The sequence below is a fragment of the Paenarthrobacter sp. OM7 genome (assembly GCF_029873575.1).
Lineage (GTDB): Bacteria > Actinomycetota > Actinomycetes > Actinomycetales > Micrococcaceae > Arthrobacter.
This window is the reverse complement of sequence record NZ_CP123579.1, coordinates 2,007,008-2,033,195: the sequence shown is the minus strand read 5'-3', so window position 1 is coordinate 2,033,195 and position 26,188 is coordinate 2,007,008. Positions and strand designations below refer to the sequence as shown.

Genomic DNA, 26,188 nt, shown 5'->3' with positions numbered 1-26,188 from the left:
GGAACGCTCTCTCACCGAGGTGGGAGAGCGTTCCGTTTTAGGGTCTGTTTTCTGCGAGAGGGACGCCTGACGGGGGGCGGGATGTGCTAGCGGGCTAGAAGAGTGCAACCTTCGGCGTCCGCGGGAAGATCTCATCCAGCTCCGCGCGGTCTTCCTGGGTAGGTACCCAGCACACAGCTTCGGCGTTTTCGCGGATCTGCTCCGGACGCGTGGCGCCCGCGATCACGCTGCCGACACCGGGCTGCGCGGCAAGCCAGGAGAAGGCCAGCTGCAATTCACTGATGTCCCGCTCCTTGGCGAACTGGCCGAAGCGACCCAGCTGGTCCCAATCGGCGTCGTCCACCAGGTTGGTGCGGGTGTGGCTCAAGCGGGAACCTTCAGGGGCCTTGCCCGCAGAGTACTTTCCTGTGAGCAGCCCGTTGGCCAAGGGGAAGTAAGGAAGGACGCCCAAGGAGAAGGCACCCGCAGCGGGAAGCACCTCGAGTTCTGCGCGCCGGTCCAGGAGGTTGTAATGATTTTGCGTCGAGATGAAGCGCGCGCCCCCAAGCTGGCGCCCGACGTACTCCGCTTCAGCGATCTGCCAGCCGGCAAAGTTGGAATGGCCGATGTACCGCACCTTGCCGCTGGACACCAGGTCATCCAAGGCGGCCAGGGTCTCCTCGATGGGCGTCCGCGCGTCCGGGGTATGGAACTGGTAGAGATCGATCCACTCTGTGTCCAAGCGGCGGAGCGATGCTTCCACGGCCCTCACAATGTAGCGGCGCGAACCGCGGGCGTCGAAGTCGTTGCCGTTGACTCCACGCATGTCCATGCCGAACTTGGTGCCGATGACTACGTCGTCACGCCGGCCCTTGAGCGCCTTGCCCAACATGGCCTCGCTCAGGCCCGGCTCGCGGCCGTAGACATCGGCAACGTCAAAGAAGGTCACTCCGGCATCAAGCGCGGCATGGACAACGTCGTCCGTGCCCTCCTGGGACTCGGTGGGTGTATTGGCGCGTCCAAGATTGTTGCAGCCCAGCCCAACAGCTGAGACAGTCAATCCGGAATGGCCAAGGCGTCGGTATTCAGTCATGAAATCAGCCTAGCCGCCGCTGTAGGAGATTCCCGATTCCTCCATGGCATCCTCAAGCTGGGCGATGGCCACCGGCCCCATGCCGTGGAGCTTGGAGATTTTCACCTCTCCGAATTCCGCCAACTGCTCCAGGGTCTCAATTCCTTCGTGCGCCAAAGCCCGTCTCGCCGGTGCAGCGAGGCCCTTGGGCAGTGGTGTATGTCCGGGCCAGTTGCTCTTGGACGCCATGGAAGTCCCTCCTGGTGCGTTGGGGTGCTACTTAGAGAGTAAAGCCCACGCCCTGCTTGGGCGAGTGCTTCAGCCGGAAGGCGTCGGGCTCGCTGTGGGGCGCCGCAGCGATAGTGAGTTTGGTGAAGTCAAGGTCCTCACCACGAACACAGATCTTGATGGCATTCACGGCCTTGTTGACGTCCGGGCAGAGGCAGAAGATGTTCAAGTGGCCATTGCCTATTTCGGACCGGTCCACGATGCCCAACCCGCGCCATGCCAGTTCCCCTGTCAGGGCGGCCTTGGCTTTCCGTTCAAGATGACGGTCCCGCTCGGTGCCCTCCTTGGTCTTGAGGGCAATCTGGGCAACAACCCAGAACTGCTCTGACTCTGGAATCTCCGCGTATCCGTCTTCCTCGCACTGCGCAGCGAATGCCGACATCAGGCCCTCCACCGAGGATTCGTCCTCCACGCCGGTTTCGTCGGTTTTGCTCTGATGACCCACCACGCCGTGATTAATCACGAACTGCTGGTCCTCGTCGTCGTACCAGGCTTCCCGGAAGTGAAGTACTCCCTCATCGTCCCGCTTGTACGTGCGAATAATGCCGCTCATGCCCGTCCTTTTCTGAACCATTCGGCGCTGGTGCTGGCACCAGTGACGTCGAACGGTGCTTTCATGGCCGCTACAGCCTCCAAGAGGGCGGCGCATTCCGTGCGCATAGCGGCCACTGTGTCGTGCGGATAGCCCATGGCCACCCGGTGCTGCTCAAACTCGTCTTCATCGTCAACAAACACACCGTGCCGGGTGGAACGGATCACGTCCAGGTCCATGTCGATCATGTGGAACTCCGTGACGCCGGGCCTGATGGTGTTCCAGTCGTGGGACGTGGCGAGGTCAACGTAAATGCGGAAGTCGCCCGGGTACGTATCGTCGTAAAAGGTCGCCACAAACTCGCCGGTCCTCGGGACCAGCAGGACAGCGTCCGAAGCCGTGTAGAAGGCTGCCCCGGGACGGGAACAGAACTCCCCCGCACCCTGGAAAATCCACCAGCCGTGAAGGTCTTCGCCAAGATACCGGCCAGGCACCACCCAATGGGCTTTGCCGTTCCATTTCCTGTTCCTCGACACAACGAGGTCACCGGGCTGCAGTGCGCCCGGTCCGGGGTTATTCATCACAACGTGGGCAGACTGCCGGTGGTGGGGTGTTCCTGGCCTGGGAGGGGCCTCGCGAAGGGGACCTTGGTCCCCAGAACCTGGGCTACGACGTCGTGCGTTATCTTCTGGGCGGTGAGTCCAACGCGTTCCAGGACCTGGCTCCGGGAGCCGTGGACCAGGAACTCCACAGGCAAACCGACTTCATTGAGGGCCGTATCCACCCCCGCAGCACGCATCTCCTGCCGGATGCGGGAGCCAACGCCACCGGCACGCACGCCGTCTTCAATGCAGATGACCAGGCGATGGCGGGCAGCGAGAGCAATGATCGATTTACGGACGGGAAGGACCCAACGGGGGTCCACTACCGTGGAACTGATGCCTTGGGCACCCAGCCGGCCGGCCACATCCAGCGCGAGCTCAGACATGGCGCCGACGCTGACGATGAGGACATCGTTTTCGGTGGATCCCTCGGGTCGGCGGGCAAGGATGTCAACGCCGTCGTGAAGCCGTTCAATCGCTTCAACTTCGGAACCGACGCTGCCTTTGGAGAACCGCACCACCGTGGGGGCGTCGTCAACCGCCACAGCCTCCCGCAATTCTTCCCGGAGCCTGGTGGCATCGCGGGGTGCGGCCAAATGGAGTCCCGGCACGATCTGGACCATCGCCATGTCCCACATGCCGTGGTGGCTGGGGCCGTCCGGGCCGGTGACGCCGGCCCGGTCCAGGACAATCGAGACGCCGGCCTTATGCAGGGCCACATCCATGAGGAGCTGGTCAAAGGCCCGGTTCAGGAAGGTGGCATAGACCGCCACCACGGGATGCAGGCCGCCGAAGGCCATGCCCGCAGCCGACGTGAGGGCGTGCTGCTCAGCGATGCCGACGTCGATGACGCGTTCCGGGTGCCGCTCAGCAAATTTGTGCAGGCCCACGGGGATCAGCATGGCGCCTGTAATGCCCACGATGTCCTCGCGCTCATCAGCGATGTCCGCGATCTCCTCAGCGAACACCGAGGTCCATGACCTGGCGCCAGGCATCTCCGTGGACTCGCCCGTTTCGGGGTCGATGATTCCCACGGCGTGGAATTGGTCTGCCTCGTTGGCCAGGGCCGGGGCATAACCGTGGCCCTTCTCAGTCATCGCGTGCACGATCACCGGGCCTCCGTAAGCCTTGGCGGTGTTCAGCGCATTCTCCATGGCCTGGAGACTGTGCCCGTCCACCGGACCGATGTACTTCATGCCCAGGTCCTCGAACATGCCTTGGGGAGCCCACCAGTCCTTGATGCCCTTCTTCATGGCGTGCAGGCTCTTGTAAGTGAATTGCCCGGCGGGACCGCCGTTCTGGAGCTTTTTCTTCCACCAGTCCAGCATCCGCTCGTACGCCGGAGTGGTGCGCAGGGAGTCGATGGTGGGGCGCAGTGAAGCGAGGTAGTCGGCAAAGCCGCCAACAGTGGGTGCGTAGGAACGGCCGTTGTCATTGACCACAATGACCACACGCCGCCGTTTGTCAGCGGCAATGTTATTGATGGCTTCCCACGTCATGCCACCGGTGAGTGCGCCATCGCCCACCACCGCGACGACGAACCGGTCACCTTCGCCGGTCAGCTGCCGGGCCCGTGAAATGCCGTCGGCCCAGGACAGGGAGGACGAGGCGTGGGAGCTCTCCACAATGTCGTGCTCTGATTCAGCGCGCTCCGGATAACCGGAGAGCCCACCCTGCTGGCGGAGGGTGCTGAAATCCTGGCGGCCGGTAAGCAGCTTGTGCACGTAGGACTGATGCCCGGTGTCGAAGACAATGCTGTCCCGCGGGGACTCGAAAATCCGGTGGACGGCCAGGGTGAGTTCAACGACACCAAGGTTTGGGCCCAGGTGTCCGCCTGTCGCGGCTACGTTGGTGATCAGGAATTCCCTGATTTCGCCGGCCAGTTGTTCCAGCTCGGTGCCGGACAGTTTGGCCAGGTCCTGTGGATCCTTGACGGTTTCCAAAAGTCCCAACGGCCCTCCTTAGGGTGAATGACGTGCTTGTTAACTTTAGCGCGTGCCCGGGCCTGCGCGTTTCCCACCGCGACGATCCGCATCGCGGCGGGACCAGGACGCCAACAGCCCCGGCTGGTCAGGCGACCAGCCGGGGCTGTCTGGCATCAGGATCAGCCGGAAACCGGCCGACTGGCTATGCGGAGATCTGGCGCAGCACGTACTGCAGGATGCCGCCGTTGCGGTAGTAGTCCGCTTCACCCGGGGTATCGATGCGCAGAACCGCGTCGAAGGACTTGACGGTACCGTCCTCTGCCGTAGCCGTCACTTTGAGCGTCTTCGGCGTGGTGCCGTTGTTCAGCTCGGTGACGCCTTCAACTGCGAACGTTTCCGTACCGGTCAGGCCCAGGGTTGCTGCCGACTCACCTGCGGGGTACTGCAGCGGGAGGACGCCCATGCCGATCAGGTTGGAGCGGTGGATACGCTCGTAGCTCTCGGCGATGACGGCCTTGACGCCCAGGAGCGCGGTGCCCTTGGCAGCCCAGTCACGGGAAGAACCCGAACCGTATTCCTTGCCTGCCAGCACCACCAGCGGCGTTCCCGCTGCCTGGTAGTTCTGGGCGGCGTCGTACACGTACGCCTGCGGTGCACCTTCCTGGCTGAAGTCGCGGGTGAAGCCACCCTCGACGCCGTCCAGGAGCTGGTTCTTGATGCGGATGTTGGCGAAGGTACCGCGGATCATGACTTCGTGGTTGCCACGGCGCGAACCGTAGGAGTTGAAGTCCTTGCGCTCCACACCGTTGGCCAGGAGGTACTGGCCTGCAGGGGTGTCCGACTTGAACGAGCCAGCCGGGGAGATGTGGTCCGTGGTGACGGAGTCGCCGAGCTTCAGGAGGACGCGGGCGCCCTCGATGTCCTGGACGGGGTCCGGCTGTGCCTTCATGCCCTCGAAGTATGGGGGCTTCCGCACGTAGGTGGAGTCCTCGGCCCATGCGAAGGTGTCGCCTGCAGGGGTATCGAGGGCCTTCCAACGGTCGTCGCCGTCGAAGACGCCTTCGTAACCCTTGGCGAACATGGCCTCGTCGATGGAGGAGTCGATGACTTCCTGCACCTCCGTGGGGTTCGGCCAGATGTCCTTCAGGAAGACCTCGTTGCCTTCCGAGTCGGTGCCCAGGGCATCGGTGTCGAAATCGAAGTCCATGGAACCGGCCAGGGCGTAGGCGATGACCAGCGGCGGCGACGCCAGGTAGTTCATCTTCACGTCCGGGTTGATGCGGCCTTCGAAGTTGCGGTTGCCGGAGAGGACTGCGGTGACGGAAAGATCGTTGGCCTGGATAGCCTCGGAGATTTCAGGCTCCAGCGGACCGGAGTTACCGATACAGGTGGCGCAACCGTAACCGACGATGTAGAAGCCGAGCTTCTCCAGGTACGGCGTGAGGCCGGACTTTTCGTAGTAGTCAGTGACCACCTTGGAGCCGGGGGCAACAGAGGTCTTGACCCACGGCTTGGACGTCAGGCCCTTGTCCACGGCGTTGCGTGCCAGGAGGGCAGCAGCAAGCATCACAGACGGGTTGGACGTGTTGGTGCAGGACGTGATCGATGCGATCGACACTGCACCATGGTCCAGCTCGAATTCGCGTCCGTCGGCAGTCTTGACCTTGACCGGCGACGACGGGCGGCCATGCGCACCGTTGGCGGCGGAGTAAACGCGCTCCGTCTCCGTGGTGTGCGAGTCAGCATGAGTGAACGACGGCGCGTCCGACGCCGGGAAGGACTCGTCCAGCGACTCGTCAACGCTGCCGTCTTCGATGGCCACGTAGTTGTGGATGTCCTTACGGAACTGCTCCTTGGCGTCCGTGAGCTCAATGCGGTCCTGGGGACGCTTGGGGCCGGAAATGGAAGGAACAACCGTGGACAGGTCCAACTCAAGGAACTCGGAGAAGCGCAGTTCGCGGGAGGGATCGTGCCAGAGGCCCTGTTCCTTGCTGTACGCCTCCACGAGGGCGACGTTTGCTTCGGAACGGCCGGTCAGGCGCAGGTACTCCAGGGTGACGTCGTCGATGGGGAACATGGCAGCCGTGGAACCGAATTCCGGGCTCATGTTGCCGATGGTGGCGCGGTTGGCCAACGGCACAGCGGCAACGCCTTCACCGTAGAACTCAACGAACTTGCCAACAACACCGTGCTTGCGCAGCATTTCGGTGATGGTCAGGACGACGTCGGTGGCGGTAGCGCCGGCCGGGATGCTGCCCTTGAGCTTGAAGCCCACTACGCGGGGGATCAGCATGGAAACGGGCTGGCCAAGCATTGCTGCCTCGGCTTCGATGCCGCCGACGCCCCAACCCAGGATGCCCAGGCCGTTGACCATGGTGGTGTGCGAGTCAGTGCCCACACAGGTGTCGGGGTAGGCACGAAGAACGCCGTCTACCTCGCGGGTCATCACGGTGCGTGCCAGGTACTCGATGTTGACCTGGTGGACAATACCGGTTCCCGGCGGGACAACTTTGAAGTCGTCGAACGCGGTCTGGCCCCAGCGAAGGAACTGGTAGCGCTCACCATTGCGCTGGTATTCGATCTCCATGTTGCGCTCCAGTGCGCCGGAGTTACCGAAGGCGTCGATCTGGACGGAGTGGTCGATGACCATTTCTGCAGGCGCCAAGGGGTTGACGCGCTTGGGATCGCCGCCGAGCTCCTTGACTGCTTCGCGCATGGTGGCGAGGTCAACGACGCAGGGAACACCAGTGAAGTCCTGCATGATGACACGTGCCGGGGTGAACTGGATTTCCGTATCGGGCTCCGCATTGGGATCCCAACCGGCCAGGGCGCGGACATGGTCCGCCGTAATATTGGCGCCATCCTCAGTCCGCAGGAGGTTTTCAAGCAATACCTTAAGGCTGAACGGAAGGCTGTCTGCGCCCTCTACGGAGTTCAACCGGAAAATTTCATAATCGGTGCCGGCTACATTCAGTACGCCTTTGGAACCGAAGCTGTCCACAGTGCTCATGGCAGGACTCCTCTCGCAACAGTTTCATCTTTGTCGCGTGGTTGGCCGCTAGCCAGTTAGGCGCACCTTACTTAGCCGGGCGGCATCTCTCGTGGTCACCCCGGTCCGCGGCGATGATTCCAGCGAAGCGGGGCTACTACGCCCATCGTAGTGGCATCCGCCCCAAGAGTGGCATGTCGCCACCAAACGCGGCGCCGCCCGCCGCACTGCGGCGGGCGGGCGACACTCCGGCTAGGCGGACGGGACGATCAAGCCCACTGTTTCGAGGTGGTGGGTATGGGGGTAGAGATCGAAGGCCCGCAGTGACTCCAGGCGCCAACCTCCCTGATGGAAGTAACCCAGATCACGCGCAAAGGAAGCAGGATCGCAGGACACATAGGCGATTGCGCGGGGACCAGTGGCCATCAATTGCTTGACCACAGCCTTTCCGGCTCCGGCCCGCGGTGGATCCAGCACCACGGAATCGAAGCTCCGGGCACTCTGGTGCAGCACGCGTTCCACCCGCCCTTGGACGATTTCCACCTGCGGCTCACCGTGCAGGTTCTTACGTGCGTCGCGGCTCGCGCCGGGGGCACCCTCCACCGAGAGCACCGATCCAGTGACACCCACGGCGTCGGCCAGCGGTGCCGCGAACAGCCCGGCACCGGCGTAGAGGTCGGCAACTGCGGCGCCCGGCTGCAAGTACCCGCCATGCGAAAGATAGTCCGTCACAGCGCCCACGAGCGTTTCCGGTGCGTTCTTGTGGATCTGCCAGAAACCCTCGCCGGTGACCCGGTACTCGTGGCCGGCCGCGGTCTCCTGCACCCAGGTTCTCCCCCGGAGCTGCAGGACCTCTCCCTTGCTGGGGTCGAAGCTGGCGACCGACACGTCATGCGGCAACTGCGACAAAATGCTGTGCACCCTCTTGGGGCTCGTCCCCTCCTCCGGCGCCAGCAGTATCAGGGGCCTGGATCCATTGGCCGGGACCGCAACCTCGACGCGGGCGATGCCCGAGAGGTCAAGGTCCCACAGCTTCAGGTCGTTCAGTCCCGGGAGCGCCAACGGCATCTCCTTGATGGGAAGCACCACGTCCGAGCGGTGGGCGTGCATGCCCAACCGCCCCTTGGAGGTCACGGCAAAGCCGGCGCGTGTGCGCCAGCCGAGGCCGTCGTCGTTATGGTCCCCCACGGCTTCCACCTCTGTGGCGAGGTCAAGCCCGGCAAGCCGTTTGAGTTGTTCAGCCAGCACCTCGGCTTTCAGGGCACGCTGGTGCTCCAGCGAAATATGCCCGAGCTCGGCGCCGCCAACCGGCGGCCCGCCACGGCGCCAGGAGGCCTGGGAATCCGCTGCCCTCCAAAAGTGCGGGACCCGGTGGGGCGAAGCGTCAAGGACTTCGACGACGTCGGCCCGCCAGAAGCGCGACGAGTCACCGGAGTCAGTCAACCGGATACGGACCTTCTCCCCCGGGATGGCGTGCCGGACGAAGATGACGCGCCCTTCGTGCCGCGCGACGAAGTGCCCTCCGTGGGCTATGGGACCAATGTCAACGACCAGTTCAGTACCGGATGCCCCTTGGTGGTCATTGACGGGGTGATCGGTGTGGGAGGAATTGCTGTGGGAGGTCATTTAGGTATCCTGCAGTGCCTTTGCTTCTTCGGAGGATTTCAGCTGCCACGGAACGCTGGCAACCATGACTCCAGGTTCAAAGTGGAGCCTCGTCTTGATTCTGAGTGCTGTCTGGTTATGGACCAGTTGTTCCCACCATTTGCCCACGACGTATTCGGGGATGTAAACCACGATCAAGTCCCGCGGCGAATCACGGCGCATGTTCTTGATGTAATCCATGATGGGCGTCACGGTCTCGCGGTACGGGCTGGCCAGGACGGTCAGGGGAACCGGAATTTCCAGTTTCTCCCAATCCCGGACGGTGTGTTCGGTCTCCTCGGTATTGATGTCCACGGTAATTGCGTCAAGGCGTGAAGGCCTCGACGCCCTGGCATAGGCCAGTGCCCTCAGGACAGGCTTGCGTACGTGCGAGACAAGCAGTACCGCGTGGACACGGGTGGGCAACGCACGCGGGGACGAGTCCTCGTCAACGGCCAGTTCCCGGGCCACATTGTCATAGTGGGCCCGGATGCTCCACATGATGAGGAAGAGGACAAACATCGCAAGCAAAGCGATCCAGGCACCTTGCTCGAACTTGGTGATCAAGACGATCACCAAGACCAATGCGGTCATGCCAAAGCCCAGCATGTTGATGGTTCGCGACTTGAAGATGCGGCGGCGGACAGCCTTGTCCCTGGCAAGCTTCAGCTCCCGGCCCCAGTGGCGGATCATCCCGAGCTGGCTGGCCGTGAACGAGATGAAGACACCCACAATATAAAGCTGAATCAGCTTGGTGACATCGGCATTAAACGCAAGGATGAGCACCAGGGCGCCGGCCGCCAGGGCGAGAACGCCGTTGCTGAAGGCAAGGCGGTCACCCCTGGTTCGGAGCTGGCGGGGAAGGTAACCGTCCTGGGCCAGGATGGAGCCAAGCACGGGAAAGCCGTTGAAGGCGGTGTTGGAGGCGAACACCAGGATCACACCCGTGGCAGCCACCACGACATAGAAAAGGATGGAGCCCGAGCCAAAGATGGTGTCCGCGATCTGGCTGATGGCAGGCGTCTGGATGTAGCCCTCCGGCAGGGGTTTGCCATCCACCAGGAACTCGCGCGCGGGGTCCAGGACAATGTGCACCTTGGTGGCGTTGGCAAGGTAGAGGATTCCGGCCAGCATGGAGGCCGCTATGACGCCCAACAGCAACAGGGTGCTGGCCGCATTCTTGCTCTTTGGTTTCCTGAAATTGGGAACGCCGTTGCTGATGGCCTCGACACCTGTGAGCGCCGCGGCCCCGGAGGAAAAGGCCCGCAGCAGCAGGAAAGCTCCGGCAAGGCCCACCAATCCCTCGTCGAAGCCTGGCTCCGGGACGATGGTGAAGTTGGCGGAGGGTGCCTCACCCAGTGTCCCGGTAGCTGCTTGGAAGATGCCGACTGCGGTCATGCCGAGGATGGACGCCATGAAGATATAGGTGGGGACAGCGAAGAGCGTCCCGGCTTCCCTGACCCCGCGGAGGTTGACCAACGCAAGGATGACCACGCCGATGGTGGCGATGAGTGCCTGTTGGCCGTGCAGCGAGGGAATGGCCGTAGTGAGGTAGGTGGCCGCCGAGGACATGGACACCGCCACTGTCAGCACGTAGTCCACCAGCAGGGCCGACGCCACCGTGAGCCCGGCATACTTGCCCAAGTTGACGCTGGCGATTTCGTAGTCGCCGCCGCCGGATGGATAGGCGTGGACATTTTGCCGGTAGGACGCCACCACTGTGAGCAAAACCACCATGACCGCGAGGCCGACAAGTGGAGAGAAGGCCACTGCGCTGACTCCCGCCAGGGCGAGTGTCAGCAGGATTTCGTCAGGGGCATAGGCTACCGAAGACAGCGCATCCGAGGCGAAGATCGGCAAAGCGATGCGTTTGGGCAACAAGGTGTGGGACAGGCGGTCGTTCCTGACTGGCCGGCCCACCAACACCCGCTTCGCAGCATTCAAAATTGTCAGCACTCCGCAAAGCTACTCTGAATCCCCATCGATGTCATGACGGTCGTTCGCAGGCGCAGCCACGCGGCACCGGTAAAGTCATACCGAGCGGGACGGACAGCACAGATAAAGGAGACATGGTGGCTCACTTCGTGATCATGGGTTGCGGCCGTGTTGGCGCAACCCTGGCACACACTTTGGAGGATGCCGGCCATTCGGTCGCCATCATCGACCAGGACGAGCGGGCCTTCCGCCGGTTGCGCAACACCTTTACCGGCCGCAAGGTCACCGGGGTGGGTTTCGACCGGGACACCCTCAAGCAAGCCGGCGTGGAAGAGGCCTACGCCTTCGCCGCCGTCTCCAGTGGCGACAACTCGAACATCCTGGCCACCCGGGTGGCCCGCGAGACCTTCCACGTTGCCCACGTCGTGGCACGGATCTACGATCCCGGCCGCGCCGAAATCTACCAGCGACTGGGCATCCCCACGGTGGCAGCCGTCCGCTGGAGCGCCGACCAGGTCCTTCGCCGCATTCTTCCGGAGCAGCATTTGGCCGGAGACTACCGTGAGCCCTCAGGCCGGCTCGTGCTGGCCGAAGTGGAGCTGCACGAGGATTGGATTGGGCACAGCCTCGCTTCGATCGAGGCGGCCTCGGGAATCCGCATCGCCTTCCTCACCCGGTTTGGTGAGGGCGTGCTCCCCCAGGCCGGCACGGCTTACCAGGAAGGCGATACGGTCCACGCGATGCTGAGCCTGGACAGAACGTCCGAGATCAGCCGGATCCTCGCCAAAGCACCCGCCAAGGAGTCTTAGTGAAAGTTGTCATTGTTGGCGCAGGAAGCGTCGGCTCGTCCATTGCCCGCGAACTTCTGGCCCACAAGCACCAGATACTGCTGATCGACCTCAAGCCCGAGGTCATTGGCCGCAGCGGACTGCGGGGCGCCCGCTGGTTGGTGGGAGACGCCTGTGAACTCAGCACCCTGCAGGACGCAAAACTTGAGGATGCCGACGTCGTGGTGTCAGCCACGGGCGACGACAAAGTCAACCTTGTGGTGTCCCTGCTGGCCAAGACCGAGTTTGGCGTGGGACGCACCGTGGGCCGTGTGAACAACCCCAAGAATGACTGGATGTTCAATGATTCCTGGGGCGTCGACGTCGCGGTGAACACCCCGCAGCTCATGACGGCATTGGTGGAAGAAGCCGTGGAAATCGGCGACATTGTCCGCCTCCTGACGCTCCAGACCGGTGTGGCCTCGATCGTCGAATTCACCGTCCCGCATGACTCCCATGTCATCGGCAGCACGGTCGGAGGGATCGACTGGCCGGAGGACGCAACACTGGTAGCCATCCTTCGCGACCAAGCGCCGATCACTCCTACCCGGGACGATGTCCTGGATGGCGGCGACGAGCTGTTCTTCGTCACCACCATCGCAGCCGAAGACGGCCTCCGGTCACTGTTGTCGCCAGGTTCCGACGACGGCGGCGAACCTCGTGGGGAAACGTCTTCGGCCGCGGATCAGTCCTCTGAGGACGACGGCTTCGACGGCTGAGGTGCAGGCTTGGTGAGCAGCCAGGCCACCCAGAGACCCAGGATGTACAGCGGGGCGCCCATCAGGAGCCTGGTGGTCGCCAACGCTGTCAGGCCGGCCTCACCCAGGAAGTACAACGGCACCTGCACCACAAGGCGCAGCGCAAGAACCGCAACCACAATCCACGTTCCCAGTTTGTAAGCCCTGAGCCGTTCGGGATCCTTCCGCCACTCGAGGCCCTCATTGCGGACGAAACCAAAAAGAAGGCCCGCCACCGGCCACTTGAGGACAATGGAGAGGACCATGGCGGCGATGTAGGCGATATTGGTGAAGAAGCCCAGGACGTAGAAGTCCTCTGCCTTGCCCGTGGTATTGGCCAACCACGCGGAAATACCGACGCCCACCACACCGGCCAGCGCCTGGGTCAGGGGACGCCGTTGGATCAACCGGACCACGGTGAAAACCGCGGCGGCGGCCAAAGCCGCCACCAACGCCGGGGTCAGATCACGGGTCACGGTGAAAACCACCAGGAACACCAGTCCCGGAAGAATGCTCTCAGCGATTCCCTGCCATCCACCGGCGGACTTCAGCATGTCCACATGCCCAGCGCTGTTCCGGTGGAGGCCGGCTTTTTCGGCGTAGCCGGCAGCGAGATCGGACACACTGGGGGTTTCTGCCGTCGGCTTGAGGGCATCATCCGGCGGTGACATCCTTTGATCGGGAACAGCGCCCCCGGTGTCCTTGGGTTCTGATCCATTGGACACGGTCATAGATGCTCCTGACGGGAAAGTATTTCGTAGCGTGGATTGAACATGGCCGGCAAACCGTCAAGCTGGGTCACCATGCCGTTCAGGCGAAGCTGCACACCGGCCTCGATACCGGGGACGCGTGTCCTGCCGAGCCAAATGACGCGGAGACGGTCGTAGGGCTTCCGGATTCCACCTGCATTGATGGCGTGATGTGGTCCGGGACCCAGGGCGTCGACGACAACAGCGGAAAAGAATGGCTGATCGCTGGGCGGCTGATGCGTCACCGACTCGATGAAGCCGGTGCACACCGCCCTCCCCCGGGCAGGAAGATCACGGACTCCCTGCGTCCGGGGTCGCTGGCCGGCTGTTCCTCCCCTGCCCGAAGTGTCAGCCAATCTGGGTGATCTCCGGCCCTCGTTCGGGCTGTTCCATGGCCGGTGCAGCCTGCGGAGCGCCGGCCTGTCCCGGCACGGCAGCGTCCTTGGGCAGGCGCAGCTGCAGCAATTCGCGGGGAGGCATCGGGTTGTCGCCGCGCACCACCACTACCCGGCGGAAAAGTTCTTCCAGCCCTGCTGCAGCGTCCCGCTCCAAGGCAGCCTGCCCGCCAAGGACGCCGCGGAGGAACCAGCGCGGACCGTCCACGCCCATGAAACGCGCGGCACGGAAACCACGGCTGCCATCGGCCGCTTCAGCGGGCAACTTGGCGACCAGCTCGGTACCAAAGGCTCCGGAAACCTCTTCGGTTTCCCCGCCCTGACTGGCCACGGACTGGGTGATCTGTTCCCGGATCTCATCCCACAAACCTTCTGACCGTGGAGCCGCAAACGCCTGAAGCTGCAGGCTGGAACCGTCCAGGTCCATGGTCACGGCCACCACACGCTGGGTGGCTTCTTCAACCTCAAGCCTCAACTGGAGACCTTCGGCTGGAGCGATCAGCAGCGCCCCGAGGTCCACGTAACCGTCACGGTCCTCGATCTCGTCTATATCCAAGGGGCCTTTGGCAAGCCGGAAATCACCGGGGGTGCCAAGCTGGCCCGATTGAGGACTTTGTGCCTCAGCACCGGATTCCTCGACAGTGCCGGCGGTGTCCGACCGCTCGTCCTTGGACTTCTTGCCGCGCCCAAAAAGCATTGGGTTTTCTCCTTAGTAGTGGTCTATCCCCAAGTAAACCGCACCCACGTTAAACCATGTAAAACCACGCCAAGGCGATGCCTCCGACGCAGCGAGGTCAGTGGTTTGCTGAGGGCTTCGGTGCGTTGAAGCCGCCTGTGGAACCGAAGCCGCCGGTTCCACGAACGGAATCGGACAGCTGGTCTACAGCCACGAACCGCGCGTACTCAACGCGCTGTATCACCATTTGTGCAATTCTATCGCCGCGCTTGAGGTCGATGGCGTGGTCTTGATCGGTATTCAGGAGCGTCACCGCGATCTCGCCCCGGTAGCCTGCGTCAACAGTGCCTGGAGCATTGACGACGGTCAGCCCATGCTTGGTGGCGAGCCCCGACCGCGGGTGGATAAGAGCCACGAAACCATTCGGCAGCGCTATCGAAACGCCCGTGGGAACAAGTTTCCGCTCACCCGGGGCGAGGTGTACGTCCTCGCGGGCCCGGAGGTCGGCTCCGGCATCTCCCGGGTGCGCGTACGACGGCGCTTCCAACCCGGCGTCGAGCATTTTCAGCTGGACTTCCAAGGTGGGGGCTCCGTAGGCCGCGGGGGTCTCACTGCCGTTGGCGGTTCCGGGGGCGGTGTCTGTGCTGAATACTGCCGTCTCATTGCTCACAGTGGTCCATTCTACTGGGAGCAGGAACCTGCGCACCCGGCCTGCCGGCCGCTGCCTTTGAGGGTGGACGCAGCACCAGCGCAGGGCCGGATAAGCTGGAGGCATGCCTACGCCTGACCAGTCCTCCCCCGTGCCTGCCCGGAACACCCCGACGTCATCGGAGGTTCTCTACACCGAGAAACTGTGGCCGTCAGTGTGGATTTGGGTTGTGGTGGTGGGCCTGTCCGGCGCCGGCATCCTGATGTTCGGCCCCATCAGCGCAGCAACGGGCATCATCGCGGCTTTGGTCCTGCTGGCCATCATGACCATCATGTTGGTGCTCTCAACACCCACGATTACGGTCACTCCCACCACGGTCCGGGTAGGCAGGGCCAGCATCGACCGGAAGTTCGTGGGATCCGTCCAGGCCTTCACCAAAGGCGAAGCCACCGCCGAGCGGGGTCCCCGGCTCAACGGACTCGCTTACATGTGCTTCCGTGGCTGGATCGACCCCGTGGTCAAGATTGAGATCACCGACCCCGCGGACCGGACTCCGTACTGGCTCACCTCTTCCCGCCGGCCTGACGAACTGGTCTCGGCGCTCACCACCCCGCGGGACTGACAAGTCCCTGCGGGAACCCCCGGGAACGCTGGTGTTCCTATCCTTCGCACTCCGTGCAGTACAAATGTCCGCCACGCTCGGTGGCGATTTGGGACTTGTGCTTCACCAGGAAGCAATTGAAGCAGGTGAACTCGTCCGGTTGGGGTGGCATGACCTGGATCAGGAGTTCTTCGCCGGACAAATCAGCACCGGGCAACTCGAAGCCGTCGGCAAGGTCCGACTCATCGACGTCCACGGCGGAAGATTGCTTCCCCGACTGGTGCGTCTTGAGTTCTTCCAGGGAATCCTCGCTGACGTCTTCCTCGGTCTTTCGAGGGGCATCGTAATCGGTGGCCATGGTCCTTCCTAGTCCTCCCTGTCTGCAGTGGGTTCTCGCCGGTCCGGCGGCCATCGCCACCGAGGTAAGGGTGCAACGCTGCACGCCTCGGATTTGTGCCCGGTATCGGCCAGATTGTCCTCTTCCCGCCCACGAATGTCCATAACCCCCAATCGTTGCCAAAAAGCACCGAAAGAACTCCTCGCAGGGCCGGTTTCACCGGAATATCACGGCACGCCCTCCCTCCTAGTAGGAAAAGACCCCGGCGGGTGGCAGAGTTTCGAATGTCAGTTATGCCATGTGGTGGAGGGTGTTATGCAGGATCTACGACTGGTAGGCGTCCACGACGACGGCGGGCATCTGCTTTTGAGCGGCCCCGGCGGTGCGATGTTCCAGCTTCCGATCGACGAGGCCTTGAGGTCAGCGGCGAGCCGGACCCCTGCCCAAGTGGCGGCCCGCGCCGCCAACACAGCCATTGCCATGTCCCCGCGCGACATCCAATCCAGGATCCGCAGTGGGGCCACCGCGGCCGAAGTGGCCGAGCTGTCCGGGCTGCCCCTCGCCAACGTCCAACGCTACGAAGGCCCTGTCCTCGCAGAGCGTGAGTACGTAGCCAGGCAGGCACGCAACATTGAGGTTGCTGCCCCTGCCCCCGGGCACGACGCCTACCGTTCGGCCTTCGGCGACAACCCGGCCACGCTGGGTGAAATGGTAGACCACAGGCTCGCTGCCCACGGCATCGATTCGGCCACGGTGGAATGGGACTCGTGGCGCCGTACGGACGGTTCCTGGACCGTCGTCGCACGCTTCGAAACGGTACCGGGCACCCACGGCAGCATCGGTGAGGAACCTCCTGCCATGTGGACCTTCAGCCCGCAGCGCAAGTCCCTTCAGAACGCCAACCGCTGGGCCCAACAACTCAGCGAGCTGGAGCCACTGGATGGACCCGTCCCGGCGCGCAGGCTCGCTGCCGTCTCGGACCGGCCTTTCGATTTCGAAACCGATGCTGAGACAGCCGCCCGCGCGTCCGCCAAGGAATCGGACAGCCTCCTGGAAATGCTGCGTTCGCGGCGGGGTCAGCGCCTGGGCGTGGACGAAGACGGAGACGACGCCTTGGCGGTGCTGCTGAGCAACGTTCCCGCAGCCCACCCGCGGCCCGGAAGCGAGCACGAAGACCTCGAAGAAAACGACGCTGCAGATCCCGAACCGGCTCCGGCCGTCGCGGAGGAACCTGCACGTAAAGACGGGCGCCCCTCCATGCTCTCGCGGCTGAGCCTGGCTCCGCGGCACTTTGAACCCCACGACGAAGATGAAGACGATTCCCTGAAGCTGCACCACGGCGTCAGCACGGAAACGCGGGAGATCACGGTGGTAGCCGGCCCGCTGCGACCCGTCACTTCACTCACAGGGCGCAAACCTGCCGGGCTTGACGAACTCCTGGGTGGCAACAGCACTGTCCGAAACACGGACTCTCCGCGGGAGGAATCTCCTGAAGATCATCGGGACAGCGAAACCCTTGCTGATGATTCCAAGAACCCCGGGGACTCCGCGGGCCGCAAGGACACCGATGCCCCCGCAGAACGCCAACCGTCACGGCCAAAGCGGTCCAGCATTCCCAGCTGGGACGAGATTGTCTTTGGAGCCCGCGGAGACTGATTCCACAAGCTAGCTGTGGCGGAGCTCCCCGGCGCCCGGCCAGAGGCAAGCGTCAATGTCGAAAGGGAGCGGCTGGTCCGCCCCTGCCATCAGGTTGGCACCGTGCACCGTGACGCGCCGCATGTAGTGGCGGCGGCATAATGTCTCGTAACCCACCGAAGCCTCACGGCCTTCGACGCCGGCCTCCAGACTGCCTTCTACGTGCTCGCCCCCGGTGGCTGGTGCCACGTCACCCACCATCACCTGCTTGCCTTCCACCACCATGATGCCATTCACCGTCCGGGCATTCTGAGTTGCCCGGCGCCCGCACCAGCACAGTGCTTCCACTTGCAGCACTTGGACCTTATCGGCCAGCTCAATGAGGCGCTGTGACCCAGGAAACAGCCGGGTGCGGAAGTCCGAGGTGATGCCAAAGGCGAAGACGTCCACCTCCATCTCATCCACCACACGTGCCAACTGCTCCACTTGGGCGGGTGTATAGAACTGCGCTTCATCGCAAATAAGGTAGTCCACGCGGAGTCCGCTGGTGCGGCGGACCACAACTTCGTCCCAGAAGTCGGTGTCACCCTCCACCTCAACGGCATCGATGTGGAGTCCCAACCTGCTGGAGATGGTGGAGTATCCGGCGCGGTCGTTGCAGCTGAAGCGAACACCTCCGCGGCCCCTTGCGCGGTGGTTGTGGTCCATCTGGAGGGCAAGGGTGGACTTGCCACAGTCCATGGTGCCTGAGAAGAAGACCAGTTCAGCCACGTTTGCCCTTCTTGCCGGCAGCAGCGAAGCACACCAAGGGAACTTCGCGCTCGGCTTTGGTCAGCGAACCGTGCTGGCCCACTACCTCCAGGGAAGCGGGGCGGGCACGGCGGGTGTCATACAGTGCCAGGGTATCGCGGGCTGCGATCATGACATCGCCAATGCGCGGCGCAACCTCGGGGCGGACAGCACCGAACAATCCGGCGTCCATGGCCTGGTTCCGCGTGAAAGCCCAGATCCTCTCACCGAAGCGATGACGCCAGGCTGCGAGCAGGGCTTCGCGATGCTCCGCGGTGGCATCGGGTTCAAGGTACAGGTGCACCATGCGCGGCTCCCCTGCAGTGTGCCTGACTCCTGCCACCAAGGATTCATCGGCGGAGTAGTCCAGTCTCTGGGATTCGGGAACGTCCACCATGCCGTGGTCACCGGTCAACAGGATGGTGGTACCTGCCGGGAGCGTTGAGGAGAGCCGTTTGACCGCGGAATCCAGTTCTTCGAGTTGATGCTCCCAACGGTCCGACTGGCAGCCATGGCGGTGGCCCGCTTTGTCCAGCTCATTGAGGTAGAAGTACATCAGGGAACGTCCGCCACCGGACATTGCTTCCGCGGCCGCGGCCGTCCGCGCATGCAGCGTAGTGCCGCCAATAAACCTGCTCCCCCGCAGTGCGGCCTGCGTCATGGGCGAGTTACCGAATTGAGGCAGGCTGACGGTCACCACGTCCAGTTCCTCGGCCAGTCGTTCAAAGACGGTGGAGTGGGGCTGCCACTCCACAGGATCCACCTGTGAATCCCAGTTGCCCAGGAGGTTCACTACCTTGTCCTGCGCTGGATCCAGGACGTCGTATCCCACCATGCCATGTTGTCCGGCGGGCAAGCCGGTGCCCAGGCTCGCCAGGGAGGCTGCCGTGGTGCTGGGGAAAGCTGAGTCGATCCACTGCGGGACGTTACCCTGTCCTTCGGCCAGGACTGAGCGGAGGAAGGGCGTGTGGGAGGCCTTCTGTTTGAGCAGGTTGCGGCCCAAACCATCGGCGAGGACCACGCAGATACGCTGGGATGCCGGCACCTGCAAGTGGTTGGTGAACCCGGGCACTCCGAGAGCAGCGGCGGAACTCGTGAAGACTTCCGCGATCGACTTGCTCCCGAACAGCGGGGCCGAGGGGAGATCGGCTGCGTCGTGGGTCACCGGGGACGAGGTCTGCGCGGCGTCCCTCAACGCTGGTGTCCGCGGCTCAAGCGGTTGCTGAAGACACCCGAACGCGGCCGCGGAGCGGGGATGCCCGTGTGCTGGACGGGAGCCGGATTTCCTGTATTAACGGCACGCAGGGCGCGGGCAAAGAGCTTGGCATCCTGGACGGCCTGCAGACCATCCGCTTCGGCGCTGATGCGCAGCACGATGTCTTCCTGGGCAATGGTGCCGCTGTACCCGTGATCTGCCTCGCACTGGGGGTCTCCGCAGCTCGCCGGTCCCATGTCCAAACGCTGGCCTCCGGACCAGGCAATGGAGACGGTGAGCTCCCGTACAGGATCGGAGGGCTTGTAGTTCTGGGGCTGGGAGTACATGTAGCTGAGGACCACCGAGCGGATTTGGGCCACTGGGACCGACTCCGTAGAGATCTGGGCAACAATTTGCTCGCCGGCTTCATCAAGCTGCTGGTCGTCAACATGGGTGATGACCAGCATGTCTTCGGTGAGCACCAGGACAGTGATGTGCCTGCGGACCTCGGCGCGGTCAAAGTGCGTCTCCAAGTGCACCAAATGGGAAAGGCACTCCCGGCCGTCCAGGGCGTCATCGACGACGTCCGCCACGAGCCGCGGATAAAACCCCGCCTGCTGCAATGCCTGGTCCAGGCTCTGCCCCTGCGAGCTGTGGTTATGCGCGGTGTGGTGCCCGGTGTTGGACGGGCGTGATTGAGGCGTCGGAGACTGGGTGCTCATTCCCCCATTTTCACAGATCGGTTGATGACTTCCTAACCGCGCGGTCCACCCTGTGGCTAACTTCGCATCGCACGCCGCGCGCTGTCAGTCCGCTGTGCGGCGTTGCCAATCCAGACCTCGGCACCCAGGATCGTGGCGCCCGAGGGACCGGCCAGGACGGGGTTGAATTCCACCAGCGCAATTCCCGGGTGATCGTCCTTCAGCTTCGCAAGCCTGGCCGCTATGTCCTCCAGGGAAGCCACGTCCACCGCAGGCAGTCCCTGATAACCAAAGAGTTTCCTTGAGGCGCGCGGTGAGCGGATGACGTCATGCAGGTCCGCAGCCGAGAGCGGAGGTACCCGGTGGGCCCAGTCGTCCAGCAGGTTCACGGCATCACCGGCCAACCCAAAGGAGAGAACGGGCCCCAGCAACGGATCCTCAATGGCCCGGAAAGTGCAGGCCTGTCCCACCGGAGCCATGGCCTGGACCTCAAGGGACGGCGATCCATATGGTTCCAAGGCCCGGCGCATTTGTGCAACGTTCAGGCGCAGCGATTCCGCGTCCTGGATGTCCAACCGCACCCCGCCCAGATCCAGCCGGTGCCGGAGGGCTGGGTCGGTGGTTTTCAGGACCACAGGCCAACCCACCGCGTCGGCCGCCTGCACGGCTTCGTCCGGTGTACCGAATCCAAGCGTGGGCACCACGTCGATTCCGTAGCCGGCAAGCAGCGCCGCGGCAGCCCCGGCGTCGAGCTTCCTGAGTTTCTCGCCGGTAACACCGGCCAGCATCGCCGTCAGCGTTTCCCGGGTGCCCTCCACGTCGCAGCCGTCCGGTTCAACGAACAGTCCTTGGTCCCTGTCGCGCCATTGTGCATAGCCAACAATGGCCGCCAAGGCAGCCACGGCGGCGCCCGCATTGGAAAAACACGGAAGCACGGGCTTCCCTGCGGAACCCACCATGCCCTCCACGTGGACCGAGGGGTCCAGAATTCCCGTGAACGCGGCAACAACGGGTTTCCCGGCCTCTGCGGCACATTCCGCGAGGACACCGGCCAACGCCTCCACCGTGAGTCCCCTCGCGGGCAGGAGTGCGGCAATCACAGCGTGGACGGAGTGATCGGCCAGACTTTCCATGAGGCTGGTCCGCAGTGCCGGGAGCGCAAGCGACATACCGGCGTTGAGGTCAACGTCAGTGACCAGCCGGTTCACCTCCAGTCCGAGCGGACCCGCGGTGTCGGAAACTACTTTGCCCAAGGCCACGGAATTGGAATAGACGGCAACCCCGGGGCCTTGTGGCAGCGCCTGGGATGACACGATCTGGGCGATGTCCATGAGCTGCTCAATGGTTTCCACGCGGATGACGCCTGCTTGGCGCATCATGGCGTCCACTGCGGCAGCGGGGGCTTGGGTGGTCCGCACTTCGTGCCCCGGCGGCAGGCTGAGGCCCGTCACATCGGACTTTGCGACGATCACAGGCTTGCTCCGCGACAACCGGCGGGCCAGGCGGGAGAACTTACGGGGGTTGCCGATGGATTCCAGGTACAGGCCCACTGCGGAGGTGTCGGCGTCGTCCTCCCAGTACTGCATGGCATCGTTGCCGGAAACGTCGGCACGGTTTCCCGCCGAGAGGAAGGAGGACAAACCGAGCCTGCGGCGGCTGGCGGCGGCGTAGACAGCAACGCCCACAGCAGCAGATTGGCTGAACAGGCCCAAACTTCCCCTGGGCGGCATGGTGGGCGCCATGGACGCGTTGAGGGATACGGCCGGGTGGGTGTTCAGTATTCCGAGGGACTCGGGGCCGATCACCCGCATCCCGTTGGCCCGGGCACGACGCACCAGTTCGTGCTGGCGTGCCAGGCCCCGCTCGCCGTCGTCGGCAAATCCTGCAGTTGCCACTACGATGCCCTTGACGCCGGCAGCAGCGCAATCGTCCACCACCTTGGGTACTTCTTCGTAAGGAACAGCGATGATGGCCAACTGCACAGGTCCAGGTATTTCCGACAACTTGCCGAAGGAGACCATGCCGGCAAGTTCAAAAGCCTCAGGGTTCACCGCGTAGACAGGGCCCTTGAACCCGCCTTCAATGATGTGTTCGAGCAATTGGTAGCCAATGGTTCCCCACTTGCGGCTGGCGCCGATAACAGCCACCGACGACGGCGACAGCAGGTCGCGCACGCTGCGGGCCTCGGCGCGGTGCTCACGGGATTCCATAACGGCCCGCGACTTCTCCGTGGGGTCGATGTTGAACTCGACGCTCACCACGCCATCGTCGAATTGCCGGGTGAGGTCATAGCCGGCGTCGGCAAAGACCATCAGCATCTTCCGGTTGTCCGGCAGGACCTCGGCAGTGAAACGCCGGATGCCGTTTTCGCGGGCGGCAACGGCCAGGTGCTCCAGGAGGATCGAGCCGATCCCGCGGCCCTGATGGGCATCTGAGATATTGAAGGCGACTTCAGCCTCGTCCGGGTCATCCAGCCGGTCGTAACGGCCGATGCCCATGATCTCCCCGCCGATGGTAATGACGAAGGCCACCCGGTTGATGTGGTCCACTTCGGTGAACCGCCGCACTTCCTTGCCGGAGAGCCGGGGTTTGAAGGAAAAGAACCGCATGTAGATCGACGCCTGCGATTGGCCCGCATGGAAGGCTTGCAGGGCATCGGCGTCCTCGGGCCGGATGGGGCGAAGGTGGGCGGTTCCGCCGTCGCGCAGGACGACATCAGCCTCCCAATATTCCGGATAAATGCCGACGCCGGGCTGATCCACCATAGGCTTAGCCTAGCTAAAACATCCGCAGTACAACTTCAAGGATTCACCGACCCCATGGCCCGCAGCCAAAAATCAGCACGGACAGCCGAACCCCTCGGCGATTTCACCGAAAATATCGTGGACATCGACGTCACTTCGGAGATGGAAGGCTCCTTCCTGGAGTACGCCTACTCAGTGATTTATTCGCGTGCGCTCCCGGACGCCCGCGACGGACTGAAGCCCGTTCAACGGCGCATCCTGTACATGATGTCCGATATGGGCCTCCGCCCGGATCGCGGGCACGTTAAAAGTGCCCGGGTGGTGGGCGAAGTCATGGGCAAGCTCCACCCCCACGGCGACACCGCGATCTATGACGCCATGGTGCGCATGGCGCAGGACTTTTCCCTCCGCCTGCCGCTGATCGATGGCCACGGCAACTTCGGATCGCTCGACGACGGACCGGCAGCACCGCGGTACACCGAGGCACGCCTGGCCGCCGCCGCGCTGACCATGACGGATCACTTGGACGAAGACGTAGTCGACTTCGTCCCCAACTACGACAACCAACTGACCCAGCCGGATGTCCTCCCAGCCGCTTTCCCCAACCTGCTGGTCAATGGCACTACGGGCATCGCGGTGGGCATGGCAACGAACATGCCTCCACACAACCTCGTTGAGGTCATCGCCGCCGCACGCCACCTGATCGCCAACCCGGACGCCACGCTGGATGACATCATGAGGTTCATCCCGGGTCCCGACCTGCCCACAGGCGGCCGGATTGTTGGGCTGGACGGAATCCGCGACGCCTACGCCACCGGCCGCGGTTCCTTCAAAACCCGCGCCAAGGTTGAGGTGGAACAGTTGTCCGCCCGGCGGACCGGCCTGGTGGTCACTGAGCTCCCCTACATGGTGGGCCCGGAAAAGGTGATCGAGAAGATCAAGGATGCCGTCAACGCCAAGAAGCTGACAGGCATCAGCGATGTGGTGGATCTGACGGACCGCAACCACGGCCTGCGCTTGGTCATCGAGCTCAAGAACGGCTTTAACCCCAACGCCGTCCTCCAGCAGCTTTACCGCTATTCACCCATGGAAGATTCCTTCGGGATCAACAACGTTACGTTGGTGGACGGTCAGCCACAGACGCTGGGCCTCCTGCAGTTGTTGCAGGTGTACGTTGAGCACAGGCTGACTGTGGTGCGCCGCCGTACGTCCTTCCGCCTGGGCAAGAAGAAGGACCGCCTCCACTTGGTGGAGGGCCTTCTGATCGCGATCGTTGACATCGACGAAGTCATCCAGATCATCCGTTCCTCCGACGAAGCGTCTGCCGCCCGCGAGCGGTTGATGTCCATCTACGACCTCACCGAGATCCAGGCCAACTACATCCTGGAACTGCGTCTGCGGCAGCTGACCAAGTATTCCCGGCTTGAACTGGAGAAGGAACAGGACGAGCTCCGCCGCGAAATCGAGGCACTTGAGGCCATCCTGGCCTCCGATGAGTTGCTCCGCGACCTCGTCTCCGGCGAGTTGGGGGTCATCGCCGAAAAGTACGGCACACCCCGGCGCACGGTGCTGCTGGAGTCCGAAGCCGTCTCCCCCACCGTGGCTGCAGCCCTCGCAGCTTCCACTCCCGGCCCCAAGGGCAAGGCTGCGGCGTTGCCCTTGGAGATTCCGGATGACCCCTGCTGGGCCCTGCTCAGCGTCTCAGGCCAGATTGCCAGGACGTCCAACCAGGAGCCGCTGGCCGAAGCGGGACCCCGGGCCAAGCACGATGTCTTCCGCTCGGTGGTGAAAACCACTGCCCGGGGTGAGATCGGCGCGGTGACGTCGCAAGGGCGCATGCTGCGCCTGCAGGTCATGGACATGCCCGTCCTCCCGCCGATGTCCGGGCTTCCCAACCTTGCCGGCGGTGTCCCGGCGAAGGACTTCATCACGTTGGTCAAGGGCGAGACTCTGGTTGCGTTCGTTCCCTTGGATGCCATCCTCGCTGTTGGCACCGTCCAGGGAATCGTCAAACGGGTTCAACCGGACTATCCGTTGAACCGTGAGGACTGGGAGATCATCGCACTGAAGGACAAGGATTCGGTCCTTGCTGTGGAACCGGCACAGGAGGACGACGTCGATCTCGTCTTCGTGACCCGACAGGCACAATTGCTCCGGTTCAGTGCGTCCAACGTCCGGCCGCAGGGCCGAACGGCGGGCGGTATGGCCGGCATCAAGCTGGCCGCCGGTGATGAAGTGATCCACTTCGGAACCGTACGCACCAACGATCCCGCCGCCGTCGTCGTCACCATTGCCGGCACCAATGGCGCCTTGCCGGGCACAGCTCCCGGCACCGCGAAGGTGACAGCTTTCGAGGAGTACCCTGCCAAGGGCCGTGCCACCGGCGGCGTCCGGGTCCACCGTTTCCTCAAGGGCGAAGACACCCTGCTGCTGGCGTGGGCGGGACATGGCCCCGCAAAAGCGTCCTCGGCAGCCGGCGTCGCGCGGGCCCTCCCGCACGAGCATGGCCGCAGGGATGGTTCCGGCGTGCCGTTGTCGCAGCCTGTTGAGGCGATCGGACCGAGCATGGCATGGGTCGAAGCGGCAGAATAGCCGCGCCACGAACAGCACAGCCGTCAGGAACAGCGAAGGCCGGGGATATGGACCCCGGCCTTCGCTGTGCCGTGGCCCTGGGGCCACGGCGCGGGCTAGCCGGTTTGGTTGATGCTGAGGATGTTTCCCTCGCTGTCCAGGAACCATGCCGCAGCGCTGCCGTCAGGCATCGTGGCGATTCCGTCCTCAGTTTTCAATCCAGGAAAGTCGTAGTCCTCAAACGTGACACCCTTGCCGCGCAGTTCCTGCACGGTGGCCTTGACGTCATCGACAGTCCAGCCCATCTGGGTGTTCTTCGCGGACCCGGCATTGGATGTCTGGTAAACGAAGAATCCCGTTCCATCGCCGCACCTGTACTGGAGGTTGTCGTCGGCGTCCGGATTTTCGGGTTCCAGTCCGAGTTTTTCGCTGTAGTACGCGCGGGCCCGGGCTATGTCCTGTGCCGGTAGGACGGCACCAACCTGCTGATCCTTGAGCATGTTTTTCTCTTTCCGGCTCTCCCCCCGGAATGAACTTTACTCTTGCGCGGGCGGGCACGTCATGCGAAAACGACACCATATTTCACGGTTCGCAACGGGTGTGGTGCAGGTCGGCT

The 26,188-nt window shown here is 63.4% G+C and carries 23 protein-coding genes; 5 read left to right on the top strand and 18 right to left on the bottom strand.

All coding sequences use genetic code 11. The features are described 5' to 3' along the window. Positions 1-94 precede the first annotated feature (94 nt). From QEH68_RS09310 to QEH68_RS09275, 8 genes are all read right to left on the bottom strand, one after another. Entirely contained in the window at positions 95-1,072 is a 978-nt protein-coding gene (locus QEH68_RS09310) for an aldo/keto reductase (protein WP_280627754.1), read from the bottom strand. 9 nt (positions 1,073-1,081) lie between these two features. Continuing rightward, the gene (locus QEH68_RS09305) at positions 1,082-1,300 is read right to left on the bottom strand and encodes a hypothetical protein (RefSeq protein ID WP_207597183.1); all 219 of its coding nucleotides are present in this window, start codon (positions 1,298-1,300) and stop codon (positions 1,082-1,084) included. A 31-nt stretch (positions 1,301-1,331) separates the two neighbouring features. Next, a complete protein-coding gene (locus QEH68_RS09300; RefSeq protein ID WP_280627753.1) occupies positions 1,332-1,892 on the bottom strand; it encodes a hypothetical protein in 561 nt (186 codons plus the stop codon). Beyond that, the gene (locus QEH68_RS09295; RefSeq protein WP_207597181.1) at positions 1,889-2,452 is read right to left on the bottom strand and encodes a DUF402 domain-containing protein; all 564 of its coding nucleotides are present in this window, start codon (positions 2,450-2,452) and stop codon (positions 1,889-1,891) included. Before QEH68_RS09295 ends, QEH68_RS09300 begins: the two co-directional genes overlap by 4 nt. Then, positions 2,452-4,425 carry a 1-deoxy-D-xylulose-5-phosphate synthase gene (gene dxs / locus QEH68_RS09290; protein ID WP_280627752.1) on the bottom strand — a complete coding sequence of 658 codons (1,974 nt, stop codon included), beginning with the start codon at positions 4,423-4,425 and terminating at the stop codon, positions 2,452-2,454. Before dxs ends, QEH68_RS09295 begins: the two co-directional genes overlap by 1 nt. Before the next feature lie 175 nt (positions 4,426-4,600). Continuing rightward, positions 4,601-7,408 carry an aconitate hydratase AcnA gene (gene acnA, locus QEH68_RS09285; RefSeq protein WP_207597179.1) on the bottom strand — a complete coding sequence of 936 codons (2,808 nt, stop codon included), beginning with the start codon at positions 7,406-7,408 and terminating at the stop codon, positions 4,601-4,603. A 231-nt stretch (positions 7,409-7,639) separates the two neighbouring features. Continuing rightward, on the bottom strand, positions 7,640-9,013 hold the full coding sequence (locus QEH68_RS09280; RefSeq protein WP_280627751.1) for a TRAM domain-containing protein: 1,374 nt from the start codon (positions 9,011-9,013) through the stop codon (positions 7,640-7,642). Beyond that, positions 9,014-10,987, bottom strand: coding sequence for an APC family permease (locus tag QEH68_RS09275; RefSeq protein ID WP_207597177.1), 1,974 nt, complete (start codon positions 10,985-10,987; stop codon positions 9,014-9,016). Positions 10,988-11,103: 116 nt separating this feature from the next. Here QEH68_RS09275 and QEH68_RS09270 point away from each other — a divergent pair, with 116 nt between their 5' ends. Together QEH68_RS09270 and QEH68_RS09265 are read left to right on the top strand one after the other, a co-directional pair. Continuing rightward, positions 11,104-11,775 (top strand): TrkA family potassium uptake protein, encoded by a 672-nt coding sequence (locus tag QEH68_RS09270; protein WP_207597534.1) that lies wholly within the window; start codon positions 11,104-11,106, stop codon positions 11,773-11,775. Next, positions 11,775-12,512, top strand: a complete 738-nt coding sequence (locus QEH68_RS09265; protein ID WP_207597176.1) for an NAD-binding protein — start codon at positions 11,775-11,777, stop codon at positions 12,510-12,512. The genes QEH68_RS09270 and QEH68_RS09265 overlap by 1 nt, the downstream gene beginning before the upstream one ends. Here the strand turns inward: QEH68_RS09265 and QEH68_RS09260 are convergent. The 4 genes from QEH68_RS09260 to dut all read right to left on the bottom strand — a co-directional run bounded on the left by QEH68_RS09260 (position 12,479) and on the right by dut (position 15,020). Continuing rightward, positions 12,479-13,261: a DUF3159 domain-containing protein gene (locus QEH68_RS09260; RefSeq protein WP_280627750.1), complete on the bottom strand. Its 783-nt coding sequence runs from the start codon at positions 13,259-13,261 to the stop codon at positions 12,479-12,481. The genes QEH68_RS09265 and QEH68_RS09260 overlap by 34 nt on opposite strands. Then, positions 13,258-13,635, bottom strand: a complete 378-nt coding sequence (locus QEH68_RS09255; RefSeq protein WP_280627749.1) for a hypothetical protein — start codon at positions 13,633-13,635, stop codon at positions 13,258-13,260. Before QEH68_RS09255 ends, QEH68_RS09260 begins: the two co-directional genes overlap by 4 nt. Next, positions 13,628-14,371, bottom strand: a complete 744-nt coding sequence (locus tag QEH68_RS09250) for a DUF3710 domain-containing protein (RefSeq protein ID WP_207597174.1) — start codon at positions 14,369-14,371, stop codon at positions 13,628-13,630. The genes QEH68_RS09255 and QEH68_RS09250 overlap by 8 nt, the downstream gene beginning before the upstream one ends. A gap of 97 nt (positions 14,372-14,468) precedes the next feature. Further along, positions 14,469-15,020, bottom strand: coding sequence for a dUTP diphosphatase (gene dut / locus QEH68_RS09245; protein ID WP_207597173.1), 552 nt, complete (start codon positions 15,018-15,020; stop codon positions 14,469-14,471). 103 nt (positions 15,021-15,123) lie between these two features. Here dut and QEH68_RS09240 point away from each other — a divergent pair, with 103 nt between their 5' ends. Beyond that, complete coding sequence (locus QEH68_RS09240; protein WP_280627748.1) at positions 15,124-15,621, top strand: DUF3093 domain-containing protein; 498 nt, start codon at positions 15,124-15,126, stop codon at positions 15,619-15,621. A 37-nt stretch (positions 15,622-15,658) separates the two neighbouring features. Here the strand turns inward: QEH68_RS09240 and QEH68_RS09235 are convergent, their stop codons facing one another. Then, the gene (locus QEH68_RS09235) at positions 15,659-15,958 is read right to left on the bottom strand and encodes a DUF4193 domain-containing protein (RefSeq protein ID WP_207597172.1); all 300 of its coding nucleotides are present in this window, start codon (positions 15,956-15,958) and stop codon (positions 15,659-15,661) included. 294 nt (positions 15,959-16,252) lie between these two features. Between QEH68_RS09235 and sepH the strand changes: the two genes are divergently transcribed. After that, positions 16,253-17,593 (top strand): septation protein SepH, encoded by a 1,341-nt coding sequence (sepH, locus tag QEH68_RS09230; RefSeq protein WP_280627747.1) that lies wholly within the window; start codon positions 16,253-16,255, stop codon positions 17,591-17,593. Between the two features lie 9 nt (positions 17,594-17,602). Here sepH and QEH68_RS09225 read toward each other — a convergent pair whose 3' ends face one another. From QEH68_RS09225 to QEH68_RS09210, 4 genes are read right to left on the bottom strand one after another with little or no spacing between them, the layout of a single operon-like run. After that, positions 17,603-18,343 carry a thymidine kinase gene (locus QEH68_RS09225; protein WP_280627746.1) on the bottom strand — a complete coding sequence of 247 codons (741 nt, stop codon included), beginning with the start codon at positions 18,341-18,343 and terminating at the stop codon, positions 17,603-17,605. Next, positions 18,336-19,526: an alkaline phosphatase family protein gene (locus QEH68_RS09220; protein ID WP_207597169.1), complete on the bottom strand. Its 1,191-nt coding sequence runs from the start codon at positions 19,524-19,526 to the stop codon at positions 18,336-18,338. Before QEH68_RS09220 ends, QEH68_RS09225 begins: the two co-directional genes overlap by 8 nt. A gap of 26 nt (positions 19,527-19,552) precedes the next feature. Further along, positions 19,553-20,278, bottom strand: coding sequence for a DUF5998 family protein (locus QEH68_RS09215; protein WP_207597168.1), 726 nt, complete (start codon positions 20,276-20,278; stop codon positions 19,553-19,555). A 56-nt stretch (positions 20,279-20,334) separates the two neighbouring features. Further along, positions 20,335-23,022 carry a bifunctional GNAT family N-acetyltransferase/acetate--CoA ligase family protein gene (locus tag QEH68_RS09210; RefSeq protein WP_280627745.1) on the bottom strand — a complete coding sequence of 896 codons (2,688 nt, stop codon included), beginning with the start codon at positions 23,020-23,022 and terminating at the stop codon, positions 20,335-20,337. A 54-nt stretch (positions 23,023-23,076) separates the two neighbouring features. Between QEH68_RS09210 and QEH68_RS09205 the strand changes: the two genes are divergently transcribed. Next, the gene (locus QEH68_RS09205) at positions 23,077-25,593 is read left to right on the top strand and encodes a DNA topoisomerase IV subunit A (protein WP_207597166.1); all 2,517 of its coding nucleotides are present in this window, start codon (positions 23,077-23,079) and stop codon (positions 25,591-25,593) included. A 95-nt stretch (positions 25,594-25,688) separates the two neighbouring features. On the opposite strand, the gene QEH68_RS09200 is transcribed toward QEH68_RS09205, so the two are convergent. Further along, complete coding sequence (locus tag QEH68_RS09200; RefSeq protein ID WP_207597165.1) at positions 25,689-26,072, bottom strand: VOC family protein; 384 nt, start codon at positions 26,070-26,072, stop codon at positions 25,689-25,691. Positions 26,073-26,188: the final 116 nt, after the last annotated feature.